We start from the raw sequence: 21,626 nt of genomic DNA, 5'->3' as shown, positions 1-21,626 counted from the left end.
CTATGCGAACCCGCGACTGGACAACTCAACTCGCCAACACGATCAAGGCCGCCACTGAGCGGCCTTTTTCATGGGGCGAATTTGACTGCTGCCTGTTTGCCGCGGACTGCGCGGTGGCGGTGTGCGGGACTGATCCGGCGGCGCTGTATCGGGGGCGGTACACCACGGAGACGGGGGCCAAGCGCCTGCTGAAGAAGATCCACGGTTCGCTCGATGCGGCCTGGGATGCCTGCTTCGCGCGGGTCAATCCGGCGTTGATCCAGCGCGGCGACGTGGCGATGTACGACGGCCCCAACGGGCGCGGGGTAGCGGTGTACTGGGCCGGCGAGTTCTGGTCCGTGGCGGAGGATGGGGCAGGGCGGATCGCCTGCGAGCCTCTGGTGGTGTGGAGGGTTGAATGAGCAAGGCAGTCAAAAAGGTTGCCCTGGTCGCTGCCGGCGCCGCCCTGGGCTTTGTCACCGGCGGTGTCGGCTTCGCGATCATCGGCGGCGCGGTGGGCTTGTTCGTTGGCTCGCAGCAGGACGCAGCGCTCAAGGGCGGTCGAGCCGGTACCGGCGAGCCTTCCGCCCAGACTGTGCGCTCCTCGAAGGCGCCGGCACGCTTCATTCTTGGCCGGGTCAGCACTGGCGGCGTCCTAGTTTGGGCACAGGAGCAGACCGGCAATCAGGACAATGGCGAATGGGTGCACTTGGTCTATGTTCTGAGCGAAGGCGAAGTCGATGGCCTGGAGAAAATCTACCTCGGCGAGGAGGAGGTCGGTACCTATGGGGAGTACGCCTCGTATGAGCTGATCGTGAACCCCACCCAGGTCAATGCCTTTTTGAAGGCCAACTGCCGGGACTGGAAAGACTCGCAGATTGGCCGCGGCCTGTCCTTCGTTCGGCTGTCGCTCAAGCACAATGCAGAGAAGTTTCCTTCGGGCATCCCCAATGTTCGCTTTGTCGTCCGTGGGCGGAAGGATTTGTACGACCCTCGCACCGGCATGACCGGATACAGCGAGAACACAGCCCTTCACCTGTTGTGGTTCCTGCGCACGCGCTGCAAGGTCCCCGATGACGAGATTGTCTTCGAATCGTTCGCCAGTGCTGCGAACGTGTGCGACGAGGCTGTCGGGAATGCCGACGGCACGACCGGCGTACGCTATCGCACGGGCTGCGTGATCGGCGCCGATGAGCAGCGCACCTCTGTTCTCCAGAAGCTGGAAGAGTCGTGCGCTGGACAGCTGATTCGCGTGGGCGGCAAGTGGATGCTGCAGGCCGGCGCTTACTACGGTCCGTATGACTTCGAGATCACCGAGGACATGGTGATCGGCACTGTGTCAGGCTCCACCGAGGTGGGCAATGACGCCGCGATCAACATCGTCACTGGGACCTTCATCGACCCCTCCCAGTCCTGGGCTGAGACCGACTTCCCTGAAGTGCGGGTTCAGCAGTGGGTTGACCAGGATGGTGGCGAAGCGTCGGAGTCGATGTCGCTGGGCTACGTGACCGATGCCTACCAGGCACAGCGTCTGGCTAACATCAAGCTACGTCGCGCCCGCGCCGGTGGCTCTCTGCAGATCCCAATGAATTTCGCCGGCTACAACTGCCGACCTGGCCGCGTCGTGCGAGTGAACCTGCCGTCGCTGAACATCGTGGGCGAATGCATCGTCACCGACTGGAATATGGCGTCTGATGATGGCTGCACGGTCACCGTCTCCCAGTACGAGGCCGCGATCTTCGATGATGCCGTGGGCAAGCCTTACAACCCGCTGGGATTCATCAACATGCCGGCGGGTGGCCTTGGCTCGCCCACCGGCCTGGCCTGGACGCAAGACGAGACGGCGGAAATCGCCCAGGGCGTGCTGAGCTGGGTGCCGCCCTTCGGCGTCGTCACAGGCTATGCCGTTACGGTTCGGCGGGATGGGGTAGCAGTGCAGGCCCGCCAGGTCCCGGAAACCACCATGCAGCTGCCGTTCTCGGGGCTGCCCTCCGGTAACTACACGATGAGCGTGGCTGCCCTGGGCCCTCTGGCGCGGTCGGGCGAGGCCAGCATCACCGTCAACATCGACGGCCCACCAGTGCCCGAGGCCTGCGTCGTGCAGTCGAGCATCGACAGCATCACGCTGTTCCCGAGCAACACGCTCCATGGGCTGAACGGCGGCACCTACGAGTACTTCTTCAGCCTCGATCCTCAAGCGACCGCGGCGCAGGCTGAGTACCTGGGGCAGGGGATGAGCCTGACCCATACAGGGCTGGCCTTCTTCACGAACTACTACTACTTCGTGCGCTCGAAAAACGCCTATGGAGTGAGCGGTTTCCTGAAGGTGCCGGCGTCTACGTCGACGGATGTGAGCACGTTCCTCGATGCCCTGGAAGGGAAGATCAACGAGACCCAGCTAGGACAGGAGCTGTTGACGGAGATCGAGAAAATCTCCGGCGAGGGTCCAGAGTCGGTGAATGGCCGCATCGAGGCAGCCAAGCAGGAGCTGGAGGGCCTGATCACCGAGCTGACCGACCCGCTTGAGTACGTGCCCACCAATGCCTACCTGAAGAACGACGCAGTGCGCAAAGGCCAGCGCTTGTACATGGCGATCGCCGATGTGCCGGCAGCAGCTGATGGAGCCAATGCGCCGCCGAACCCCACCTACTGGGTCGATATCGGCAGCATCGCCGAGACGGCAAATGGCTTGGCCCAGGCCGTGTCCAAGAACACCGCCGACATCAGCACCATCGACGGCAAAGTAACGGCCAATGCCGCCATGCTGCAGGCCGTGCAGTCCGCCTACCGTGATGATGACGGGGAGGGCGCTCTGAACGATGCGTTGCGGGGTTGGGATACCCTGGCCAAGGTCTCGGAAGAGTCGCGCACCCGCGCCACGCAGAACGAGGCCATGGCCAGCCGGATGACAACGGTTGAGGCCAGTGTCGGCGAGAACAAGGGCAGCATCCGCAGCCTCGAGCAGACGGTCGTCACGAATGAGCAGGCCACGGCCAGCCGATTCTTGGATGTGAACACCAAAGTCGGTGCCAATTCGGCCAGCATCTCGGCGTTGGAGAAGACTGTCACCGACAACGAATCGTCGACCGCCTCTCGGCTCCAGACGGTCAACTCCAGGGTGGACGCGACGAATGCCGCGCTCGATCAAGAGAAAGCCGCCCGCGAGGATGGGATTGCGGGGGAGAGGGCGCTTCGTGAGGCGTCCATCAGCGAGGAGGCAACCACCCGCGCGGATGCTGATCAGGCTCTGGGCGTCCGCATCGGTTACATGGAGGCTACCTTCACGTTTCCGCAGAGCGAACGCGACGACGACGGCGAGGGAGCACTGGCTGGCGCTCTGAAGGGCTGGGAAAACACTGCCAAGATCGCTGAAGAGGCGAAGGTGCGGGCAACCGAGATCGATGCCCAGGCGAAGAAGACCGAGACGCTGGAGGTGTCGTTCAACTCGGGCCTGGACAAAGCCAACGGCGAAATCCAGAAGACGAACGCCGCGGTGCAGGTCACCAGTCAGGCCCTGGCCGCGCTGGATGGCAAGGCCAGCACGATGTGGTCGGTCAAGATGCAGATCAACGCCCAGGGCCAGTACGTGGCCGCGGGTATTGGTCTCGGCATCGAGAACGGCCCGGCGGGCCTGCAGAGCCAATTCCTCGTATCGGCGGACCGGTTCGCTGTGGTCAATGGCATCAACGGCACGTTGTCTGCGCCGTTCGTTGTCCAGAGCGGCCAGGTGTACATCAACCAGGCGTTCATCAACCAGGCGTTCATCCAGAACATCGTTCTTGGTATGACCCTGCGTTCCCAGGCGGTTGACTCTCAAGGCCGGCCGCTGATCGAACTGAACATGGTCACCGGTGCCGTTTCGATCCGTGGGCAGTCGGTCGATGGATCGATCCTGTTAAACAACAACGGCCTGTACGTCTACGACGCAAACGGGGTAGAGCGTACGGCAGTGGGGAGGCTGACCTGATGGCTGTGCAGTACGGTGGCCGGACGCGCAATGCGTCCGGAGTTGTCACGCTGGATACGTCGGTGACCGCGCTGCGGTCGATCTACACGACGCAGGTGCAGGGTAATGGAGCCTGGGACCAGTACTTCTCAATTCCGCAGATCAAGGAAGGATCGTTTGTGGTCGTGCAGCCACCAACGCCAGGCTATGCGGTTAGCGTGGAAGCGTGGTGGTCACCAGGGCAGCTTCATCTTCGCCGGGCATTTAGCGACAGATGGGTCGTCAAAGTCCTTTCGTATGGAGATGCCCCGGATGCGACTACCAAGTACGGAGTAAGGGCAAGAAACGACAGCAATCTTGTGCAGATTGATAATGTCAACAAGGTTATGAGTGTTGCTGGATCCGGATCGTTTCTTCTTGGGCGGCGGGGCACCAGCGACTACATCCTATCGGGCCAAGGGAATTTCCCATCTGTCATTAGAACTACAGAAGAGCCATATGTCTTCTTGCGTTCCGATACAGGAATGATGGTGTGTAAGTACCGCGTGCTGGGCTCCCCTGGTGCTTGGACCGGTTTCACCGTTGACGCTTGGCTTGGAGGCCCATTTGTCAACCTTTTATACACCGTGCATTGGATGGTTGGATCTTCAACACCAAGTTCGCTCGATAGTGATTATGGGATCCGGATTAGGAATGAATCCTCGGAGCGGACGTTCAACAGCAACGACAACCTAATTCTGTTGAGTGGCGGCACGCCATCTTCAGACAGGTTTGTTCTTGCAGGCACGCCGGTAGAGACCCCAACAGTCTACTGGTCAAGTTTTCAGATGCCGTGGACTGGAAACGTAAACGACTACTTTCTAGCTTCTTCGCTGCTTCCGACTTTTTTCGATGGTTATGAGTTCTACGATAACCCGGCGGGGTTCCTTGTCGGAAACAGAAGTGTTTTGCAGGCCTATTCAGGTTCCTATAACTCAAGCACAGGCGCAGCTGGTGTAAACGGCAGAACGGTGTTCGCCGGTCGCCCAGTGCGCCCCCTCTAACATTCTCCAAAGGAAACAGCCATGCCCTGGTATAGAGCAGGCACGGTCGCGATCACGGCTGGCCAAACGACGGTGACCGGTACCGGCACCAACTTCTCAGCAAATGCCCGGGTGGGTGATGCACTGCTAGGCCCGGATGGAAACTGGTATGAGGTGACCAACATTGCCAGCACCACGGTGCTGAGCATCTTGCCCGCCTACAAGGGCGCCACGGTCACCGGCGGCACCTACGCAATCACGCCGGTTCAGGGCTACACCAAGACCCTGGCTGACAAGTTCAACGATATCGCCAATACCTGGGGCTCGACCCTGGCCGGCCTTGGCTCGGTGTCGACCGAGAACGTTGTGCCGGTGACCAAGGGCGGCACCGGCGGCGCGACACAATCGACAGCAAGAAACGGTCTGGGCCTGAAATCGGCCGCAGTGGCCGATATCGTTGGCACGGCAAGCCAAGTCGGTGGAGTTCCGACAGGGGCAATTATTGAGCGTGGCGGAAACGCGAATGGTGAATATGTTCGATTTGCAGATGGCACTCAGCACTGCTGGGCTCTTCGCACAGATGTGTTGCCAATACCGTCGGCATATTTTGGTGGATTTCGCTCTGCTACCGTGTCTTGGACTTACCCAATTCAGTTTTCGTCGGCGCCGGCTGTTACAGCGAAAGCATATGATCTTTCCTCTTTTGGAGCCGAAGTGTGGGTGCCAAATGCAGCAGCCTGTTCATACTTCCACATCGCGGCAGCTTCGCAATTGTCGGCTGATCGAAAAGCGATTCTGATCGCTGTAGGCAGGTGGTACGGATGATTATTAAATTCTCTCCAGTTCGCTCTGATTTAGGTTTGTTTGTCACCAAGTCGGGCGATACCCTCATAGTCAACGATGTATCTCTTAATCTGTCCCGCTTGGCTGATGGGTCGACGCTGCCAATTGAGGCGATCAGCAACTCATTCATCGTTGCGCCAGTTGAGCGTATCAATGGCGAGCTGATCATTGCCTTAATGCTGCCGCACGCTGCCGACGCACCGGAGAGCGCCCGCTTCCCGATCGACATCCACGATCCGGCCGACGGTCCTGTGCACCTGCCTGGCCTGGAATTGGGCGAACCGACGGAGGTGGTGGCGGGGGTGATTGATTGGTCTCAAGAAATCACCGCTGCAGCCAAAGCCCAAGAGAAGTCCGAGCAGTATCTTGCTCTGGCGGTCGCAGAAATAGCCAGTCGCCGGGCAGCAGCAGACAACGCGATTGCTCCATTGCAGGATGCTGTGGACCTTGGCGAAGCCACTGACGCCGCCTCGCTGACTGCCTGGAAGCGCTACCGCGTCGAGCTGAGCCGGGTTCCCGCCCAGGCAGGCTACCCCGACGAGATCGACTGGCCTGCACCGCCTGCCTGATCCAACTGAACGAAACCGACCGGCCCAGAGCCGGTATTTTTTTGCCTGGAGAAAACCCATGACCGCACGCGGTGTACGCAACAACAACCCCGGCAACATCGACTTCAACCCCCGGAACGACTGGGTGGGCCAACTGGGCCTCGAGGTGAGGGCCGCGAAACCGCGCTTCGCCCGTTTCGATACCCCAGAGAACGGCATTCGCGCCCTGGGCAAGCTGCTCATCGCCTACCGCGGCAAGGACGGCATGCCCGGCGTGGGAGGGAAAGGCATCGACACGGTGTTGGAGACCATCAACCGCTGGGCGCCGTCGAACGAGAACGATACCCAGGCCTACGCGTCGGTCGTGGCCAAGCGCCTGGGCGTGCGCACCACCGACCCGATCAACATCAAAGACCTGGCAACGCTGCGGGTGTTCGTCGAGAGCATCATCATCCATGAGAACGGCGGCAACCCGTACAAAGCCGAGGTCATCGACGAGGGCGTGCGGAGGGCTCTGGCATGAGCATCAATACAATTGGCCGCTGCCTGGGCCAGGCCGAGGACGGCTCGCTGTGGTTCTTCTGCCGCGGATGCGATGCGCCCCATAGCTTGAACGTAGGCGCCGGTACCGGCCCTCGATGGGGCTACAACGGTAACGCCGAAGCGCCGACCTTCACGCCATCGGTGCTGGTCCAGCACGACCAGTGGGAGCCCCCGGCCACCACGCTGGAGATCGCCGAGAAGATCAGGGCAGGTGAGATCGTGCAGACCAAGGTTACCAAGGTCTGCCACTCGTTCGTCACGGGCGGCCGCATCCAGTACCTGGGCGATTGCACGCATGGGCTGGCTGGGCAGACGGTCGATCTGCCGGAATGGGAGGCGGCATGGAACAACTGGTGATCCGCGCTATGGGCGCCGTTCTGCTGGTCCTGCTCGGCATGGCCGTTGGCACCTGGGCTACCACCAGCCACTTCCGCCCGGTTCTTGACGCGGTGCAGGACCAGGTTGCCGCGTGCATCGCCGCGCGTGACAACCTATCCGGTCTGGCGCAAGAACAGGGCAAGGCTCTTGGCGACCTGGCCCTGGCCGCGAATGCTCGCCAGACCAGGGCAGAGCAAGCGGTAGCCGAGGCGAAGGACAGCGCCCAGGGCGACTACGCCGCGGCAAATCGCCTGCAGCAGGAGCGCACCGGTGGCGACCAGTGCGCGGCTGCCACGGCCATCATTGACAAGGAGCTGGGGCTATGAAGGCGCAGGAGTTGGAAAAAAGTGCAGGTCGCTCAAAAACCTGCAGGACCGGGGAAAAAGCGCAGGCCCTGCAGGTGCTTCTGGTCGGACTGCTGCTGGCAGGGTGTGCCTCGAGGCCGGCGCCGGAAACCCACTACGTGCGTGTCGAGGTGCCTGTGCAGGTGCCGTGCCGTGCGCCTGAAGTGGCGGCGCCATCATGGGCTGCCGCCGACCTGCGCAAGAGCGACAGCCTGGAAGTGAAAGTGCGGGCGCTGCTCGCTGAGCGGCGGCAGCGGATCGGGTACCAGAAGCAGCTGGAGGCCGCAGTGAGAGCGTGTCGCTAAATAGGCAGTATCAGCTCTCGCCCTTGGTTCCGGACGTTACCCACGGCTATGCCCACGCGGAACCACTCGAATATTTCAGCCGGCTCCCCAAGGTTGAGCGCCATTTGCTCGGCCTGCTCCCGGGGCGTGCCTGGTGCTATCCATTCCCGAGCAAGCTCAGGCGAAAACACGACCGGCCGGCGATCGTGCACATCGATCATCCCGCCCAAGGCATCGGCTGTGATGATAACGAAGCCGTCGTGGTCGCTGCCGATGAACTGACCGATGCTGGCGCATAGGGCAGGGCGCCCGTCTCGGCGCCGGATGTAGTACGGCTGCTTCTTCGGCCCGCCTTCATCGACCCACTCGTACCACCCGTCCACGGGCGTGATTGCTCGACTCGGCCAGATCGCCCGGAAGAACGGCCCGTGCGCGACTTTCTCGACACGGGCGTTGATCGGTGCCGCTCGATCGGTCGCCCAATGCGGCCGCCATCCCCACCTCACCAGGTCAGCCCGCGGGCCTGCGTCATCTACTCGCAGCACGGCCACCTGAGTGCTGGGCGCCACGTTGTAGCGCTCGAGAGCCTGGTCGCCCACGTTGTTTCTCCAGGCATCCGGTAGGCTGAGCGTCTCGACGAAGTCGTGTATGCCTCGGTACTGGCTCAATCTTCCGCACATTCCCATCCCTCCTGCTCGAGCAGAAAGAATAGCCCGCCAAGCGGTACTGGCCTGGGCATCCGTTTGGGTGTTCAAATACTGTATCGATATACAGTATTGGTGCCACATGTACTTCCTACTCGTTCGCCGCCGTGAGCGCGGCATCGCCATCCCCAATGAAAAGCTTGCCAAGACCAAGCCTCTGCGTGCTGACGTGCACATAGAGTACGGTCATAGCAAAGTGCTGGGTCGCCCGTGCATCGAGGCCTGTGTCTTCAATCCTACGCCGAGCGGCGACATCATCCCGCCTCTGCACGATGCTTGCGTGAATGGAATGGCCACACTCGGTATGAACATCACCGGATTAGAGGAAGTCGACGGCGTGCTCTACGCGCAATCTTGGTGGTGCCGTGCAGCGGGAATTTACGATGACTGACCTGCCGCGCGCCTGGCTCGACGAGCTGAACGATCAGTCCGCTCTGGTTTGCGATCCGGACGGGCGCGCCGCCGTGTTGTCCGAAATGGCCAAGGCCGCACATCGGCGGCGGGAAGTAGGCGATGGCGAGCTTGTCGACATGTTGGAGTTCGTCGAGTCGGCCAGGCTATGGGCGCTGGTCGAGCTTGAAGAGGCCGGGGCGATCGGCCTGCTCTGTGAGTAGCTATATAAAGGAAGTGAATCGGTCGGCAGAACGCCGGGGAGGGGGGCAGGAGGCGTGGGACAAATTTGGGACATCGAATGTCCCAAATGATGATGAATCAAGATGCGGAAAAATGATGGAAACCCCAATGGATACAGGGGGTTGAGCGATTTCCTCCAATAAAATAGCAGGTTGAGACCGGATTGCAAATCCGTCTACGCCGGTTCGATTCCGACCTCGGCCTCCACTATTCAAAACCCCGTAGATCTAGGTCTACGGGGTTTTTCGTTATGGGCTGGAACCTCCCTCACTTATATTTATCGAGCTTGGTCTCCGGGCCGCTCTTGGCGATCTCCTGCGCCTTGCCGTAACTTTCGATCAAGCACTTGTATTCAGGGCAGACATGCTCCGCCAGGATTTCTGCGAAACGCGACCCTTCGGCCCTGTTCCACGTACGCATCAGTTCAGCAACGATCGCGAAGGTATCGGTAGGAATCGCCCCTGCTTGGGTGACGCGGGCGATGGTCGTATCGGTCGCCAGCTTGCTCCAGTTCCCGGAGGCATCGACCACGCAATACGCTTTATAGCCTGCCTGCACTGCGCTGATGGCAGGAAACGCCATGCACACGCTGGTGAGCGTGCCGGCGATGATGAGGGTCTTGCGCCCCGTCTTCTCGATCGCTTCTACGAAAGGCGGGTTGTCCCAGGCGTTGATCTGGCCTGTGCGGGGCACATAGACCGCATGAGGCGCGTACTGGTGGACTTCCGGAATCAATGGCCCGTTAGGGCCATCCGGCACGGATGCCGTGGTAATGACCGGAATATTCAGTAGGGTGGCCGTTTTGGCAATGGCGATCACATAGTTGCGCAGGTCGGGAATGGGAACATCGCGGACCGTGTTGAACAGCCCGCTCTGATGGTCGATAAGCAGGATGACGGCGTCATCCGGGTCTAGCATTCCGTTGGTAGAAGTCATGCTGACACCTCGCAAGCCTAGGGTTGTGTTCGCCGCTCTCGGGAGCTTGAGAGCATCAAAAAAGTAGACGCGCTATACCTGTTGCGCAAGCGAGGGTGGCCGGTGCAGCTGGATCGATCGTGTTCGAGGGAGACTGCAAAAAAGGCTACTCGCCAGCGCTGAAAGTGAGAAGGCTATGCTGAGAAGAGGCCCACCTCAGGAGATCTCCCATGGCCAAGTGCAAGAAATGCAACGAGGACCTGCCATTCGAGCCAGACGAACGCACGGATGGGCAGCGGGTGCAGTGCCCACATTGCAAGTCGCGGTACACGACGCGCTGGGTCGCGTCTTTTCCTGGCGCGCCGTTGAGCTATGAGCTGGTTCCATCGGAAGACTGACCAGGCTGCCGCAGCCCGTCAGGGCCGAGCCATCATGCTGCAGGCCGGCTCTGGCGCAGCGGCAATTGCACGCGAAACGTGGTGCCAGCTCCCACGGTGCTGTTCACGGAAATATCCCCGCCGTGTTTTTTCACGATGCCGTAGGACAGCGACAGGCCAAGCCCTGTCCCTTGGCCGACCGGCTTGGTGGTGAAGAACGGATCGAAGATCTTCGGCAGCACCTGCGGTGCGATACCCGCCCCGGTGTCGGCCACTTCGATCCATACCGAATCGCCCTGTTGGCCAGTGCGCAGGGTAATGGTGCCGCGTTCCGGTCCCATGGCCTGTGCGGCATTGACCACCAGGTTCATGACCACCTGGTTGATCTGCGAGGGCAGGCACTCGATGTCGGGAAGTGGCTGATATTCCTTGATCAGGTCCGCCTTGTACTTGAGTTCGCTGGCCACGATGTTCAGTGTCGATTCGATGCCTTGTTGCAGGTTGGCCCGCTGCCATTGCTGCTGGGTGTCGACCCGGGAGAAATCCTTGAGGTCCTTGACGATCTGGCTGACGCGGCCAATGCCTTCCTTGGACTCCCTGATCAGCAGCGGAACGTCTTCAAGCAGGAAGTCCAGTTCGATCTGTTCGCGTAGCTGCCGCAAGCGCTGTGCGGTGTCGCTGTCGCCTAGGGCCGTTTCCGCGGTGCGGTAGGCGTCGAGCATGCGCGACAGCTGCTGGAAATAGCCGTCCAGCGTGCCGAGGTTCGATGAAATGAAGCCGATCGGGTTGTTGATTTCGTGGGCCACGCCCGCTGCAAGCTGGCCGAGGGAGGCGAGTTTTTCCGATTGCACCAGCTGGCTCTCCAGCTGTTTGCGTTCATCGATCTCGCTTTGCAGGGCTTCGCTGGCTTGCCTGAATTGGGTGGTACGCTGTTCGACCAGTTGCTCCAGGCGGTGCATCTGCAGGCTGGCGCGTTCGGTCATTTCCCATTTCGTCAGCAGCGTATTGGCCATTTGCTGCACTTCGATGTTGTCGAACGGCTTCTTGAGGATCAGCAGGCGATCGTGCGCTTGCAGTCGATCGAGCAGTTCGTCCCAGGAATAGTCGGAATAGGCGGTGCATACCACCACCTGCAGCTTGGGGTCGGCCTGCCACAGGTGTTCGATGGTCTTGGCCCCGTCCCAGCCATCGGGCATGCGCATGTCCACGAACGCCAGGGCATAAGGGCGCTGTTGCTGGGCGGCGAGCTTGAGTTTGCCCAGGCCTTCCTCGCCGCCATAGGCCGAGTCCAGTTCGAACGGGGGCTGTTCGGCTTTGCTGGGTTCACCGAACAAGGTCGCCTCCATGGCGTCCAGCTCGGTGGACTGGGCGTTGGCTGGGCAGAGGATCTTGCGAAAGTCGTCGTGAATCGATGGCATGTCGTCGATCAGCAAGATGCGGCGGTTCGAGAGCTCACTCATGCGTTCTCCGGGACGGTAATCAGGGGTATCTGCAGGGTGAACAATGCGCCTTGGCCGGGGCCGTCGCTGTGGGCCGTCAGGTGGCCATTCATTTCGATCGCCGCCAGGGCGCAGCTGTGCAGGCCGAAGCCGTGGCCTTCCTTGCGGGTGGTGAAGCCGTGGGCAAAGATCCGCGCCATGTTTTCCGGGGCGATGCCTTCGCCCTCGTCCTTGACGCTGATTTCCAGGGCGGCGTCGTCGACGATCCTGACGCCCAGGGTCATGGTCCGCGTGGCGTTGCCCATGTCCGACATGGCGTACTTGGCGTTGCTGATCAGGTTGATCAGTATCAGCAGCAGGCGGTGCTTGTCACCCATGATCTGGGGTACATCGCTGTAGGCCTTCACCACGGTGACGTGGTGACGGGTCAGGGCGCCGGCGTTCATGCGCAGGGCGTCGTCGAGCAGCTCATGGATGTACAGCGGTTCGACCATGCTCTTGGCCCCGGCATAGGACTGCTGAGTAGCGACCACTTCCTTGATATGATCGATGCTCTTGGTCATTCGGCCCAGCTCCTCCATCAATGCCTCGTGCTCCTGGGCGATGGCGCCGACCAGCTGATTGAGGTAGCCGGGCAGCAACCTGCCTTTCTCGTCCTCGGTCAGGAACCGGCCAAGGTCATCGGGGTGTGCATTGACCAGTTGCATGGCCTTGCCCAGGCCCTGGCTCTTGCTGCTACGCAGCCTTCGGGTGATCAAGTCGCAGGAAATATTCACGCTGTTGAGCACATTGCCGACGTTGTGCAGCACATTGGTGGCGATTTCGGCCATCCCGGACTGGCGGGCTGCGGCCAGCAACTCGCTCTGGGCGTTCTTCAGTTCCCGGGTGCGTTCCTCGACCCGTTGCTCGAGCACATCGTTGGCAGTCTGCAGCGCGGTATTGGCCTGGTTGATCTCGCTGAAGCTGCGGATCAGCCGAATGGCCAGGACAACCAGGGAGCACATCAGCAGGACGGAAAACAGCAGCATGTAGAAGTGGTACTGCTTGTTGGTCTTCTCGCGCAGTTGCTGGTCCTGCTCGAGCATCATGGTGATGGCATCCAGGCGTTCCGCCACGGGAACGGCCTCGACGTTTTCGAGCAGGCGATTGACGATCGGCTGTTCGCGCAGGATCAAGGCGACATGGTTACTCAGGATGTCGACGGGCGTGCGAAAGTCATCGGGCATGTCCTGAACGTTCACCGCAAGCTTGTTCAAGCCCACTTCGATCTCAGCGGCTTTTTCGGGAGAGGTCACTTGGGCGAACTCCAGGGCGCTGAGCAGCAGGTCGTAGGTGTCGGTGGCGAAATTGTGCACTTCCTGCCTGTCGGGGTCGGCCACGTTGCTCAGTTGGGCCTGGATGTCATCTTCTGCTGCCGGCAGGAAGGCCAGCGAGTTGCGCAGCAACGCGTTGTGGGACTTGAACTGTTCCACCAGTCGGGTCTTTTCCTGCATGGCCTTGAGAAAACCCTCGTGGGCATCGCTCCACTGTTGTGCGTCATTGCGCCCGTGGTCGGCCTCCAAGGCGTCGAAGCGCGCCCATAGCCGCTTTATCTCGTTGGTGGGGGATACCAAGGGATCGTAGTTATGGGAGATCGCGACCCGCGCCTTGAGGATTTCGTTTTCCCATTGCGAATCCTGCTGCTTGATCTGGCGTATCAGGTCACGGGAGGTGGTGTAGGTCAGGGTCTGTTCGGAACTGGATTTGAGGTAGAGGAACATCAATGTCGAGGCCAGCAGCAATACGACGATGCTCAGCACCAGCAGGCTGACACGCGGGGAATACTTCATGGCTGGCTCTTCCATTGCCCGGTGAGCGTCTTGAGGAACAGGACGATCAGCGTGCGGTCCTCTTCGCTGGGTATGCGCCCCAGCTGGTACTGGAACATGACGTCCACGGCGCGCTCCAGGGTGGGCGCCGAGCCATCGTGGAAATAGGGCGCGGTCAAGGCGACATTGCGCAGGCTGGGCACCTTGAACACCGCACGGTCGGCATCATCGCCGGTAATATTGAAGCGCCCCAGGTCAGCCTTCGTCGGGTTGCCGCGATCGGCAATGTAATCACCGAACACGCCGAACTTCTGAAACATGTTGCCGCCGATGTTCACGCCTTGATGGCAAGCGATGCAGCCATAGTCCTTGAAGCGCTGGTAGCCGTACTTTTCGTCTAGCGTGAGTATGCCGGTGTCACCTTGCAGGTAGCGGTCGAAGCGCGAGCCGGGTGTTAACAGGGTGCGCTGGAAGTCGGCCAGGGCGCCCAGGATGTTGGCCTTGGTCACCGCGTCTGGGTAGGCGGCGCTGAAACGCTCCCGATAACCCGGGTCGTCCTTGATGCGCTGCAGCACGCTTTGCCAGTCGCTGCCCATTTCGTGGGGGCTGGTGATCACGGCGCTGCCTTGTTCCTCGAGCGTGTCGGCCCGGCCGTCCCAGAACTGGCGAAAATTCAAGGCAGCGTTGAAGACTGTCGGTGTGTTGACCAGCAGAGGGCGACCGTCGAAGCCGACCGACCGAGCGCGGTCATCGGCACCGCCATGATCGAGACGGTGGCAACTGGCGCAGGACAGGGTGTTGTTGATCGACAGCCTAGCGTCATGGAACAGCTGGCGCCCGAGCTCAATGCGCCTGGGGTCCGCTTGCGGTGGGTCGGGCAAGGGCTTGAGGGGTTGATCCAGCGGGGCGGCGATGCTTTTCGCGGCCACGGCGCAGAGCAACAGCACGACAGTGCAAAGAGCAGGTGGACGTGGATCGATCATCGGGAGCATCCGTTATCCCTGGTGATGTGCGCGTGTGCGTGCGCTGGGCGTATGGGTCGAAGCTTAGTCGCCTGGCAGGCACTTTGCCTGTTGCGGACAAGCTGCTGATTTTTCACGGCCTGTGAAAAATCATCTAGCCTGTCAGTCAAGCGCGAGCCCCTTTGCCGGGGTCGAGCCGTCACCGTCCAGTTTGCTTGAGGCCATGCCATGGAAGAGCAACCCGCCGCGCAGGCGATCTATCGACCCAAGGTGCTGCTGGTCGACGATGAGGCGTCGATCCTCAACAGCTTGCGCCGGCTGTTGCGCGGCCAGTTCTATGATGTACTGCTGGCCGACAGTGGTGCCCAGGCGCTGGAAATCATGGCCGAGCAGTCGGTGGACTTGGTGGTGAGCGATGCCCGCATGCCCAACATGGATGGCGCCACGCTGTTGGCTCACGTACGCCATCAGTACCCTACGGCCATGCGGATCATGCTCACCGGCTATGCCGACCCGACGGCGATCATCAAGGCCATCAACGAAGGGCAGATCCATCGTTACATCAGCAAGCCGTGGAACGACGACGAGTTACTGCTGGTCTTGCGCCAGGCCCTGGAGCACCAGCACTCCGAGCGCGAACGCCAGCGTCTGGAGCGCTTGATCCGCAAGCAGAACACCCAGCTCAAGGTGCTCAACACAAGCCTTGAAAAACGTGTCGCGGCGCGTACCGCCGAACTGCAGCAAACCGCGGACATGCTCGACCTTGCGTATGAAGCGCTCAAGCACAGCTATGTCACCAGCACCGAAGTGTTCTCACTGCTCGCCAACCTGCGCCTGCCACCGGCCAAGCAGACCAATCGACAAATCATCGAGCTGGTGCGCAGCTACTGCACGGCACACGGGCTCAACGACACCGACTGCCGCGACCTCGCCATGGCCGCCGCGCTGTACAACATCGGTAAGCTGAGCTGGCCGGACAGCATGATGGTCACGCCCTCGGCCCAGCTGCGCCACACCGAGCGCGACCGCTATCGCGACTACCCGAAGCAGAGCGAATCGTTGTTGATGGCCCTGGAGCCGATGCGGGACGCGGCCCATTTGATCTTGCACCACCAAGAACACTGGGATGGCAGCGGGTTCCCCGACCGGCTCAAGGGCGACGCCATTCCGTTTGGCGCGCGGCTGCTCAAGCTGGCGGTCGATTTTGTCGAGTTGCAGCGCGGTCTGGTGCTCGAGCGGCAGTTGAACAGCGACGAAGCCTTGCTGCACCTGCGCAAGTACGCCGGGCGCGTGTATGACCCTGGGCTGGTGGAGGATTTCATCGCGGTGTGTGCGGCGATGCTGAGCGATGTGACGCTTGCCGACCCGCAGGTCAGGATGCTCCCCACGGGTGAACTGGAAGCAGGGATGGTGCTGGCGCGTAATCTCAATGCCGAAAACGGCATGCTGCTGCTCAATGCCGGCAAGGTGCTGAGCGGGCCTCTGATCGACAAGCTGATCGCCTTCGAAGAGATGGAGGGTGGCAAGTACAGTGTTTTCGTGAGGCTCCCGCCCCAGGAGGGTGACGTAGTTTTACCGAGTGATACCCAATGACCCTAGGGGCGCAGTGTGCCCCCTCGCGGTCACTTCGCAAGGCAATTGAAAGCCAATGCCTTGATCTCGCCATCTTCATCGACAGATTTCACGCCCATGCTGTCGGCGCCGAGTTCGCCCGCCCTGTTGAATGCCAGGTTGATGGCATCGTCGGCGGAGCTGCCCTGCAGGGTGAAGGTGTCGACCAGGTCGCAGGCGTTGACCGACGAGGCGGTCACCAGGTTTACCTGCTGGCCCTTTTCGGTCAGTTGGGTGGTACAGCCGGGTAGCAGGGCGGTCGCCAGCAGGGCTGCGGCAAGATGTGTCGAAGGGGCCAGGTGAAGGGGCATCGTTGGGCGTCCGTGGCTTATGTTACGGGAGCTCCATCATCACCGATTCGAGAGTGGGTGTCTTGTATTTGCTCAGGCCCAATCGACGGCAAGCCAGATTCTACCTGCCTTGCACTGCCCTTGTAGGAGCGGGCATGCCCGGCGATTGGGCCGGCCCTGGCATCACCGATATATGGCAAGGGCTACGCCCTTGATCGCGGGACAAGCCCGCACAATGTTGCCCAGCCCAGCCCAGCCCAGCCCAGCTCAGAGCTTGGAGACGTCCGGCTGCGCAGCTTCGACGGGCGTCTCTTCGGTGGTGGCCATCTGCGTGGGCAGATTGGAAACGGTCACGGCGTACTTGCCCAAGTCCTGTTCCTGGCGCTGGAAGTTGATCGCTACCTTTTCACCTTTCCAGGACATGACCTCGGTCAGGTAGGACGCACCAGAGCTCATCTTGATCCAACGGCTGTTCTGCTCGGCCGGTTCGCCGAACTGTTCGGTGAGCATGTCGGTAACCAGGTAGAGGCTGTTGGCATTGCCGCTGAAGACCAGCTCGCTCACCTGTCCGCCCGCCAGGGTTGCCACCAGGCTGTAGCCAGGGGAGATGGGCAGGTAGGGCAGGCCGCGGATTTCGAAACGGTCCGGATCGGAGGTGGCGATGCGGCAGGGTTCGGTTGGCCTGGTCTCATCGGTAGGGCATTCGGCAACCTGCTTGAGGAAGTCGCCTTGCAGATCGATACCCAGGAACGAACTCGGTTCCTGGTCCCAGACGCGATTGGCCTGGCCTGGGCCTGCCCAGGCAGGGAGAGCGACGAGCAGGCTCGCCGAAACAGCCAAAAGGGAAAAAGACCTCATGGAGTCCGTCCTTGGAAGGAAAAGTGGATACAGGGCTGCAGAATACTCACCCGCGCAGCGCATTCAATGCTGTCAAAGGGCTATGCCAGACGTAATAGCATTCTGCCGGTTGAGTAGGACGTTTCGGATAAGTTCAATTTTAAACTGGGAAATGTGACAGATTTCACATTTTTCAGGGCGAAGGGAGGCTTGCCAAAGGCAGAAAAGAAAAACCCGCCGATGGGGGAGGCGGGTTAAAGAACGTACGAAGCAGTTTCAGTGTGCCTATACGTTTGTCAGAAAAACGTGAAGAGCATGTTCACAACCTGTTGGGGTACCTACAGGTGGACCAGGTCAAGCTGGCTGATCACGCAAACCGAGCCATCCTCGGGCGAAGTGGTGTCGCTGTAATCCACTTGGTTATACACCCCACCATGGAAGTTGAAGATGCGCGGTCGCCACGACTCGGCCAGTTGCAAGGTAATACGTCCGGTACGCCCATTGCAGCTCGCGCTCAGCACCACGGCGCCGGAGGTAGCTACCTCGATGCTGATCTCGAAGACGGCGTTGAGCGGTACCTCCGCCAGCAGGGTGCTAGTGGGGGCCGTGGCTTGGTTGAATTCAGCACGAAAGCCGTAGGTGAGCTTGCCTTTGCTCCAGAACACCTTGATGGGTGGGCTGTCATCGTCCTTTACGTGCAGTTGGGCGATCACCACTTTCTGTATCGAGTTGACCTTCTCCAGTTTGAACAATTGGTAGTTGCGGTGGTTGGCCGCGCTGTCCAGGGCCCAATAGACGGCTTCTTTCCATTCGCAACGGGTGCGATGGGTGCTTTTGCTGGAAGCACCCTTGGTAGGTGCGCTCATGCGCACGGAGCCGTCGGGCAGGCGTGAAACGTAGTCGGGTAGGGTGGCCAGTGCCACGGCGCCGGTGACCTCCAGTGCGGTGGGGTCGGTGGCGGATTTGGCAACGGGGGTGGTGATGATCAGGTTGTCGATGTTCACGGCCATGCGGGTTCTCCTTGCGAAAAGACAGGTCCACACTTGTGCGAATCGGGCCAGCAGGCATGGATCCGAAAAATGCGCCAGAGCCGGATGAAAAGGCGCTCATAAAAAAGCCCGCCAGGGCGGCGGGCAAGGACGTTTTGAAGGGAGAGCTTCGACAGTAACCGGGCGGCAGTTAAGCGAGCGTTAAGTGCTGCGCGATTGACCGACGCCTGTGATCAGCCTATACAGGCGTGCCTTTATTTCGCGAGCCCTGCCATGCACGACGAAGACGACCTGCACGAGCCCGAGCACGATCATCTGCTCGACCATGAGTTTTTCGATGACGACCCCGACCCGGAGGCCGATGCCCATGGGGCGTTGGACGAGGCCGAAGAAGACGAAGAGTTGCTGGATGATTTCGAGGACGACGAACACCCAGCCTGGTACGACGACGTGGACGATTGAGCCCATCGTCGCCGCGCCGGCGCGCACGGCTTAGCGGCGGTCGAGGGAGAACCGCCCGGCACCGCTCACGGCCAGCAGCAACAGGCCGCCGGTGATGCTCATGTTCTTGAGGAACTGGGTCATGTTGGCGCTACGTTCGGGGTCGACCATGTTCCAGAACGGGTGGCCGATCAAGGCGGTGCCTACCACGAACAAGGCGAACAGGAACGCCAGCGGGCGGGTATAGAAGCCGAGTAATAACAGGATGCCCACCGCGAACTCCATGATGACCGCAATGGCGGCTGCCAACATCGGGGCTGGGGCGCCGAGCGAGGTCATGTAGCCCACCGTGCCTTCGAAGCCGGTAAGTTTGCTCCAGCCGGAGAGGATGAACAGGATCACCAGCAGGATACGGGCAAGCAGAATGATGATGTCGCGTTGGCCTTCGAACAGGGAGTAGCGCATGGTGGCGTTCCAATGGAAAGGGACATTTTCACTGTAGCAGCCGCTTCGCTTTTCGCTGTGAGATTGCCCGCCAGGTTTGTCCCTCGGCCCTGAAATCACGCTGCCCCTGTGGCAGCGGCGGCGCGGCGGTCCGACTTGCTCCGCGATCAAGGGCGAAGCCCTTGCCATGAAGGTGGGAATGTTGGCACCAATAAAAAAGGCGCCACCAGGCGCCTTTTCAGAATGAGATGGTGCGAGTGGCGGGACTCGAACCCGCAAGGCTCACGCCGACAGATTTTAAGTCTGCTGTGTATACCAATTCCACCACACTCGCACGCATGAAAGGGTCTTGCGACCGGCGCGCTTCCTAGGGGGGAAGGGCCTGACAATCAAGCGCGCTTTATAACCCATCGTTATAGACGAGTCAACCGTACCCCTTGTTTCAGGGAGTAATCGACTTGGCGACTTCACGCAGCTCCAAGGCTGAGGCGAGCAGGCTTTGGGCATGGCCGTCCATCGCCTTGGCATCGCTGCCATGCATCGTGTGGTGCAGGTACCGGACATGGCCGGCGAGCCCGTGGCAGACCTCTTCAAGCTGCGCGGCCGTGCGCTGCAGGTCCTCCTGCATGCACTGCATTCGATAGTTGGCGGGCATGGTCTTCCTTGGCTGATCAGCGGCTCGTGGACTATAGGGTAATTGACACATTGCTGTCATTAAGCCACTGTTCCAGCCATTGGATCCAATGAGCACTAGGAATGATCTCCGTGACGCCTCCAGGCGCAAACCCCCGCATCGTGCGGCCCAAACTGTTCTGGCGATTGCTGTTCGCCCAGGTCTACTTACTGGGCATCTTTCTCTACCTGAGCCTGGCATCACTGGGGGGCTACCTGCTGATGCTGGGCTTCGATGGCTTGCACCCACAGCCGCAGCGCACCCTGGCGCTGGCGGGCGGCGCGGGGATCGTGCTGGTCTGCCTCTGGCTGCTCAAGGTCGCCATGCCGCGGCGTCTCGGACCCAAGGTGATCGAGCGGGACACCTGACGAATCTGCACTCGGCGCTATGAGAGACCGGGACTTTTGGCTACGCTCAGTGGGTGGCCCTGGTAGTGCCCGCGGAGCTTGCATGGTTTTACCCGACAGTCCCTCCCGCCCGGAAATGCCACCCAACCGCTACGAGCAGTTGGTTCAGTCTGTCGTGGACTACGCCATCTACATGCTCGACCCCTCGGGGATGGTGGTGTCTTGGAACGCGGGCGCCGAGCGGATCAAGGGTTACCGCGCCGACGAGATCATCGGCCAACACTTCTCGTTGTTCTTCACTCCCCAGGACCGTGCCGATGGCCGCCCGCAGAAGCTACTGCGCCAGGCCTTGGAGCAAGGTGTGGCCCAGGACGAAGGCTGGCGCGTGCGCAAGGACGGCAGCCAGTTCTGGGCGCTGGCGGCCCTGGATGTGATTCGTGACGAGAACGGGCAGATCGTTGGCCTGGCCAAGGTAACCCGCGACATCACCGACCGCCGAGAATCGTCGCTGCAGCTCGATGCCATCCGCGCCCAACTGTTCCAGGCCCAGAAGCTCGAAGCCCTGGGCCAGCTCACCGGCGGCCTGGCCCATGATTTCAACAACCTGCTGACCATCATCCTCGGTGCCGCCCGGCTGGCCCACGGTAGCCAGGACCTGCAGCGGGTCCGGCGGCTGCTCGAGCATATCGTCAGCGCCGGCGAGCGGGGTACCCAGCTCACCCGGCAACTGCTGACGTTCGCCCGCCATCGGCAACTGAGTGGCGTACGCGTCGCCCCGGCTGAACTGATCGACTCCACCCGTGGTCTTCTGCAGCATGGGCTGCCGCCGGGCATCGAGTTGCAAGAACGCCTGCAGCCCGACTTGCCGTTGATCGAGGTGGATGTCGCCCAGTTGCAGATGGTGCTGCTCAACCTGCTGTTCAATGCCCGGGATGCCATCGACAACGAAGGGCGCATCCTGCTGGAGGTGAGCTGCGTCGAACTGGCCGGCGAGGTGGAAGGCCTGCACGGGCGTTTCGTGCGCTTCGATGTGCAGGACACCGGCGAAGGCATCGACCCTAAGGTATTGCCGCGCATCTTCGAGCCGTTTTTCACCACCAAGCCCTTTGGCAAGGGTACCGGCCTTGGCCTGAGCCAGGCCTATGGATTCGCCAGGCAGAGCAACGGCGCTATCTGCGTGGCCAGCCAAGTGGGCGAGGGGACTTGCATGACCCTCTACCTGCCCGCCAGCCCAGGCGCCACCGACGTCGAACACAACGAGTAACGACT

25 protein-coding genes and 1 tRNA gene are annotated in these 21,626 nt (G+C 61.0%); 15 read left to right on the top strand and 11 right to left on the bottom strand.

What is annotated here, in order from left to right:
* Positions 1–2 precede the first annotated feature (2 nt).
* The 9 genes from ACNFG0_RS09555 to ACNFG0_RS09515 are packed head-to-tail and all read left to right on the top strand — an operon-like array spanning position 3 to position 7,908.
* The gene (locus ACNFG0_RS09555; protein ID WP_416764575.1) at positions 3–401 is read left to right on the top strand and encodes a DUF6950 family protein; all 399 of its coding nucleotides are present in this window, start codon (positions 3–5) and stop codon (positions 399–401) included.
* Positions 398–3,946 (top strand): phage tail tip fiber protein, encoded by a 3,549-nt coding sequence (locus ACNFG0_RS09550; protein ID WP_416764574.1) that lies wholly within the window; start codon positions 398–400, stop codon positions 3,944–3,946. The genes ACNFG0_RS09555 and ACNFG0_RS09550 overlap by 4 nt, the downstream gene beginning before the upstream one ends.
* Positions 3,946–4,968, top strand: a complete 1,023-nt coding sequence (locus ACNFG0_RS09545) for a hypothetical protein (RefSeq protein WP_416764573.1) — start codon at positions 3,946–3,948, stop codon at positions 4,966–4,968. The genes ACNFG0_RS09550 and ACNFG0_RS09545 overlap by 1 nt, the downstream gene beginning before the upstream one ends.
* Positions 4,969–4,989: 21 nt before the next feature.
* A complete protein-coding gene (locus tag ACNFG0_RS09540) occupies positions 4,990–5,772 on the top strand; it encodes a phage tail protein (protein WP_416764572.1) in 783 nt (260 codons plus the stop codon).
* Positions 5,769–6,359, top strand: coding sequence for a tail fiber assembly protein (locus tag ACNFG0_RS09535; protein WP_416764571.1), 591 nt, complete (start codon positions 5,769–5,771; stop codon positions 6,357–6,359). Before ACNFG0_RS09540 ends, ACNFG0_RS09535 begins: the two co-directional genes overlap by 4 nt.
* 58 nt (positions 6,360–6,417) lie before the next feature.
* Complete coding sequence (locus tag ACNFG0_RS09530) at positions 6,418–6,861, top strand: structural protein P5 (protein WP_416764570.1); 444 nt, start codon at positions 6,418–6,420, stop codon at positions 6,859–6,861.
* Positions 6,858–7,238: a DUF6527 family protein gene (locus ACNFG0_RS09525; protein ID WP_416764569.1), complete on the top strand. Its 381-nt coding sequence runs from the start codon at positions 6,858–6,860 to the stop codon at positions 7,236–7,238. Before ACNFG0_RS09530 ends, ACNFG0_RS09525 begins: the two co-directional genes overlap by 4 nt.
* Positions 7,223–7,585 carry a hypothetical protein gene (locus ACNFG0_RS09520; RefSeq protein WP_416764568.1) on the top strand — a complete coding sequence of 121 codons (363 nt, stop codon included), beginning with the start codon at positions 7,223–7,225 and terminating at the stop codon, positions 7,583–7,585. The genes ACNFG0_RS09525 and ACNFG0_RS09520 overlap by 16 nt, the downstream gene beginning before the upstream one ends.
* Complete coding sequence (locus ACNFG0_RS09515) at positions 7,582–7,908, top strand: hypothetical protein (protein WP_416764567.1); 327 nt, start codon at positions 7,582–7,584, stop codon at positions 7,906–7,908. Before ACNFG0_RS09520 ends, ACNFG0_RS09515 begins: the two co-directional genes overlap by 4 nt.
* On the opposite strand, the gene ACNFG0_RS09510 is transcribed toward ACNFG0_RS09515, so the two are convergent.
* Positions 7,905–8,567, bottom strand: coding sequence for an SOS response-associated peptidase (locus ACNFG0_RS09510; RefSeq protein ID WP_416764566.1), 663 nt, complete (start codon positions 8,565–8,567; stop codon positions 7,905–7,907). The two genes, ACNFG0_RS09515 and ACNFG0_RS09510, sit on opposite strands and share 4 nt — an antisense overlap.
* A gap of 106 nt (positions 8,568–8,673) precedes the next feature.
* Here ACNFG0_RS09510 and ACNFG0_RS09505 point away from each other — a divergent pair, with 106 nt between their 5' ends.
* Together ACNFG0_RS09505 and ACNFG0_RS09500 are read left to right on the top strand one after the other, a co-directional pair.
* Positions 8,674–8,982 (top strand): hypothetical protein, encoded by a 309-nt coding sequence (locus ACNFG0_RS09505; protein WP_224455856.1) that lies wholly within the window; start codon positions 8,674–8,676, stop codon positions 8,980–8,982.
* Positions 8,975–9,205: a hypothetical protein gene (locus tag ACNFG0_RS09500; protein ID WP_416764565.1), complete on the top strand. Its 231-nt coding sequence runs from the start codon at positions 8,975–8,977 to the stop codon at positions 9,203–9,205. Before ACNFG0_RS09505 ends, ACNFG0_RS09500 begins: the two co-directional genes overlap by 8 nt.
* 286 nt (positions 9,206–9,491) lie before the next feature.
* On the opposite strand, the gene ACNFG0_RS09495 is transcribed toward ACNFG0_RS09500, so the two are convergent.
* From ACNFG0_RS09495 to ACNFG0_RS09480, 4 genes are all read right to left on the bottom strand, one after another.
* Positions 9,492–10,160, bottom strand: a complete 669-nt coding sequence (locus ACNFG0_RS09495) for an isochorismatase family protein (protein WP_196146995.1) — start codon at positions 10,158–10,160, stop codon at positions 9,492–9,494.
* 409 nt (positions 10,161–10,569) lie between these two features.
* The gene (locus tag ACNFG0_RS09490) at positions 10,570–11,976 is read right to left on the bottom strand and encodes an ATP-binding protein (RefSeq protein WP_416764564.1); all 1,407 of its coding nucleotides are present in this window, start codon (positions 11,974–11,976) and stop codon (positions 10,570–10,572) included.
* On the bottom strand, positions 11,973–13,784 hold the full coding sequence (locus tag ACNFG0_RS09485) for a DAHL domain-containing protein (protein WP_416764563.1): 1,812 nt from the start codon (positions 13,782–13,784) through the stop codon (positions 11,973–11,975). Before ACNFG0_RS09485 ends, ACNFG0_RS09490 begins: the two co-directional genes overlap by 4 nt.
* On the bottom strand, positions 13,781–14,746 hold the full coding sequence (locus tag ACNFG0_RS09480; protein WP_416764562.1) for a cytochrome-c peroxidase: 966 nt from the start codon (positions 14,744–14,746) through the stop codon (positions 13,781–13,783). Before ACNFG0_RS09480 ends, ACNFG0_RS09485 begins: the two co-directional genes overlap by 4 nt.
* Before the next feature lie 207 nt (positions 14,747–14,953).
* Here ACNFG0_RS09480 and ACNFG0_RS09475 point away from each other — a divergent pair, with 207 nt between their 5' ends.
* Positions 14,954–16,318: an HD domain-containing phosphohydrolase gene (locus ACNFG0_RS09475; protein ID WP_416764561.1), complete on the top strand. Its 1,365-nt coding sequence runs from the start codon at positions 14,954–14,956 to the stop codon at positions 16,316–16,318.
* A 29-nt stretch (positions 16,319–16,347) separates the two neighbouring features.
* Here the strand turns inward: ACNFG0_RS09475 and ACNFG0_RS09470 are convergent, their stop codons facing one another.
* The 3 genes from ACNFG0_RS09470 to ACNFG0_RS09460 all read right to left on the bottom strand — a co-directional run bounded on the left by ACNFG0_RS09470 (position 16,348) and on the right by ACNFG0_RS09460 (position 18,473).
* Entirely contained in the window at positions 16,348–16,647 is a 300-nt protein-coding gene (locus tag ACNFG0_RS09470; RefSeq protein WP_416764560.1) for a hypothetical protein, read from the bottom strand.
* 246 nt (positions 16,648–16,893) lie between these two features.
* On the bottom strand, positions 16,894–17,484 hold the full coding sequence (locus ACNFG0_RS09465) for a hypothetical protein (protein WP_416764559.1): 591 nt from the start codon (positions 17,482–17,484) through the stop codon (positions 16,894–16,896).
* A gap of 317 nt (positions 17,485–17,801) precedes the next feature.
* Complete coding sequence (locus tag ACNFG0_RS09460) at positions 17,802–18,473, bottom strand: polysaccharide lyase family 7 protein (protein WP_416764558.1); 672 nt, start codon at positions 18,471–18,473, stop codon at positions 17,802–17,804.
* Between the two features lie 252 nt (positions 18,474–18,725).
* Between ACNFG0_RS09460 and ACNFG0_RS09455 the strand changes: the two genes are divergently transcribed.
* Positions 18,726–18,914 (top strand): hypothetical protein, encoded by a 189-nt coding sequence (locus tag ACNFG0_RS09455; RefSeq protein WP_196146987.1) that lies wholly within the window; start codon positions 18,726–18,728, stop codon positions 18,912–18,914.
* 30 nt (positions 18,915–18,944) lie between these two features.
* Here the strand turns inward: ACNFG0_RS09455 and ACNFG0_RS09450 are convergent, their stop codons facing one another.
* From ACNFG0_RS09450 to ACNFG0_RS09440, 3 genes are all read right to left on the bottom strand, one after another.
* Positions 18,945–19,358, bottom strand: coding sequence for a DoxX family protein (locus ACNFG0_RS09450; protein WP_196146986.1), 414 nt, complete (start codon positions 19,356–19,358; stop codon positions 18,945–18,947).
* A 228-nt stretch (positions 19,359–19,586) separates the two neighbouring features.
* A tRNA-Leu gene (locus tag ACNFG0_RS09445) sits at positions 19,587–19,671 on the bottom strand.
* A gap of 108 nt (positions 19,672–19,779) precedes the next feature.
* Positions 19,780–19,992 carry a hypothetical protein gene (locus ACNFG0_RS09440; protein WP_196146850.1) on the bottom strand — a complete coding sequence of 71 codons (213 nt, stop codon included), beginning with the start codon at positions 19,990–19,992 and terminating at the stop codon, positions 19,780–19,782.
* Between the two features lie 101 nt (positions 19,993–20,093).
* On the opposite strand from ACNFG0_RS09440, the gene ACNFG0_RS09435 reads away from it, so the two are divergent.
* A complete protein-coding gene (locus ACNFG0_RS09435; protein ID WP_196154986.1) occupies positions 20,094–20,378 on the top strand; it encodes a hypothetical protein in 285 nt (94 codons plus the stop codon).
* 82 nt (positions 20,379–20,460) lie between these two features.
* On the top strand, positions 20,461–21,621 hold the full coding sequence (locus ACNFG0_RS09430) for a two-component system sensor histidine kinase NtrB (RefSeq protein WP_230381100.1): 1,161 nt from the start codon (positions 20,461–20,463) through the stop codon (positions 21,619–21,621).
* Positions 21,622–21,626 lie beyond the last annotated feature (5 nt).

It is taken from the genome of Pseudomonas sp. NY15372 (assembly GCF_048068215.1).
Taxonomy (GTDB): Bacteria; Pseudomonadota; Gammaproteobacteria; order Pseudomonadales; family Pseudomonadaceae; genus Aquipseudomonas; species Aquipseudomonas guariconensis_A.
The sequence above is the reverse complement of the archived record's forward strand: the minus strand, read 5'-3'. Positions and strand labels throughout refer to the sequence as shown.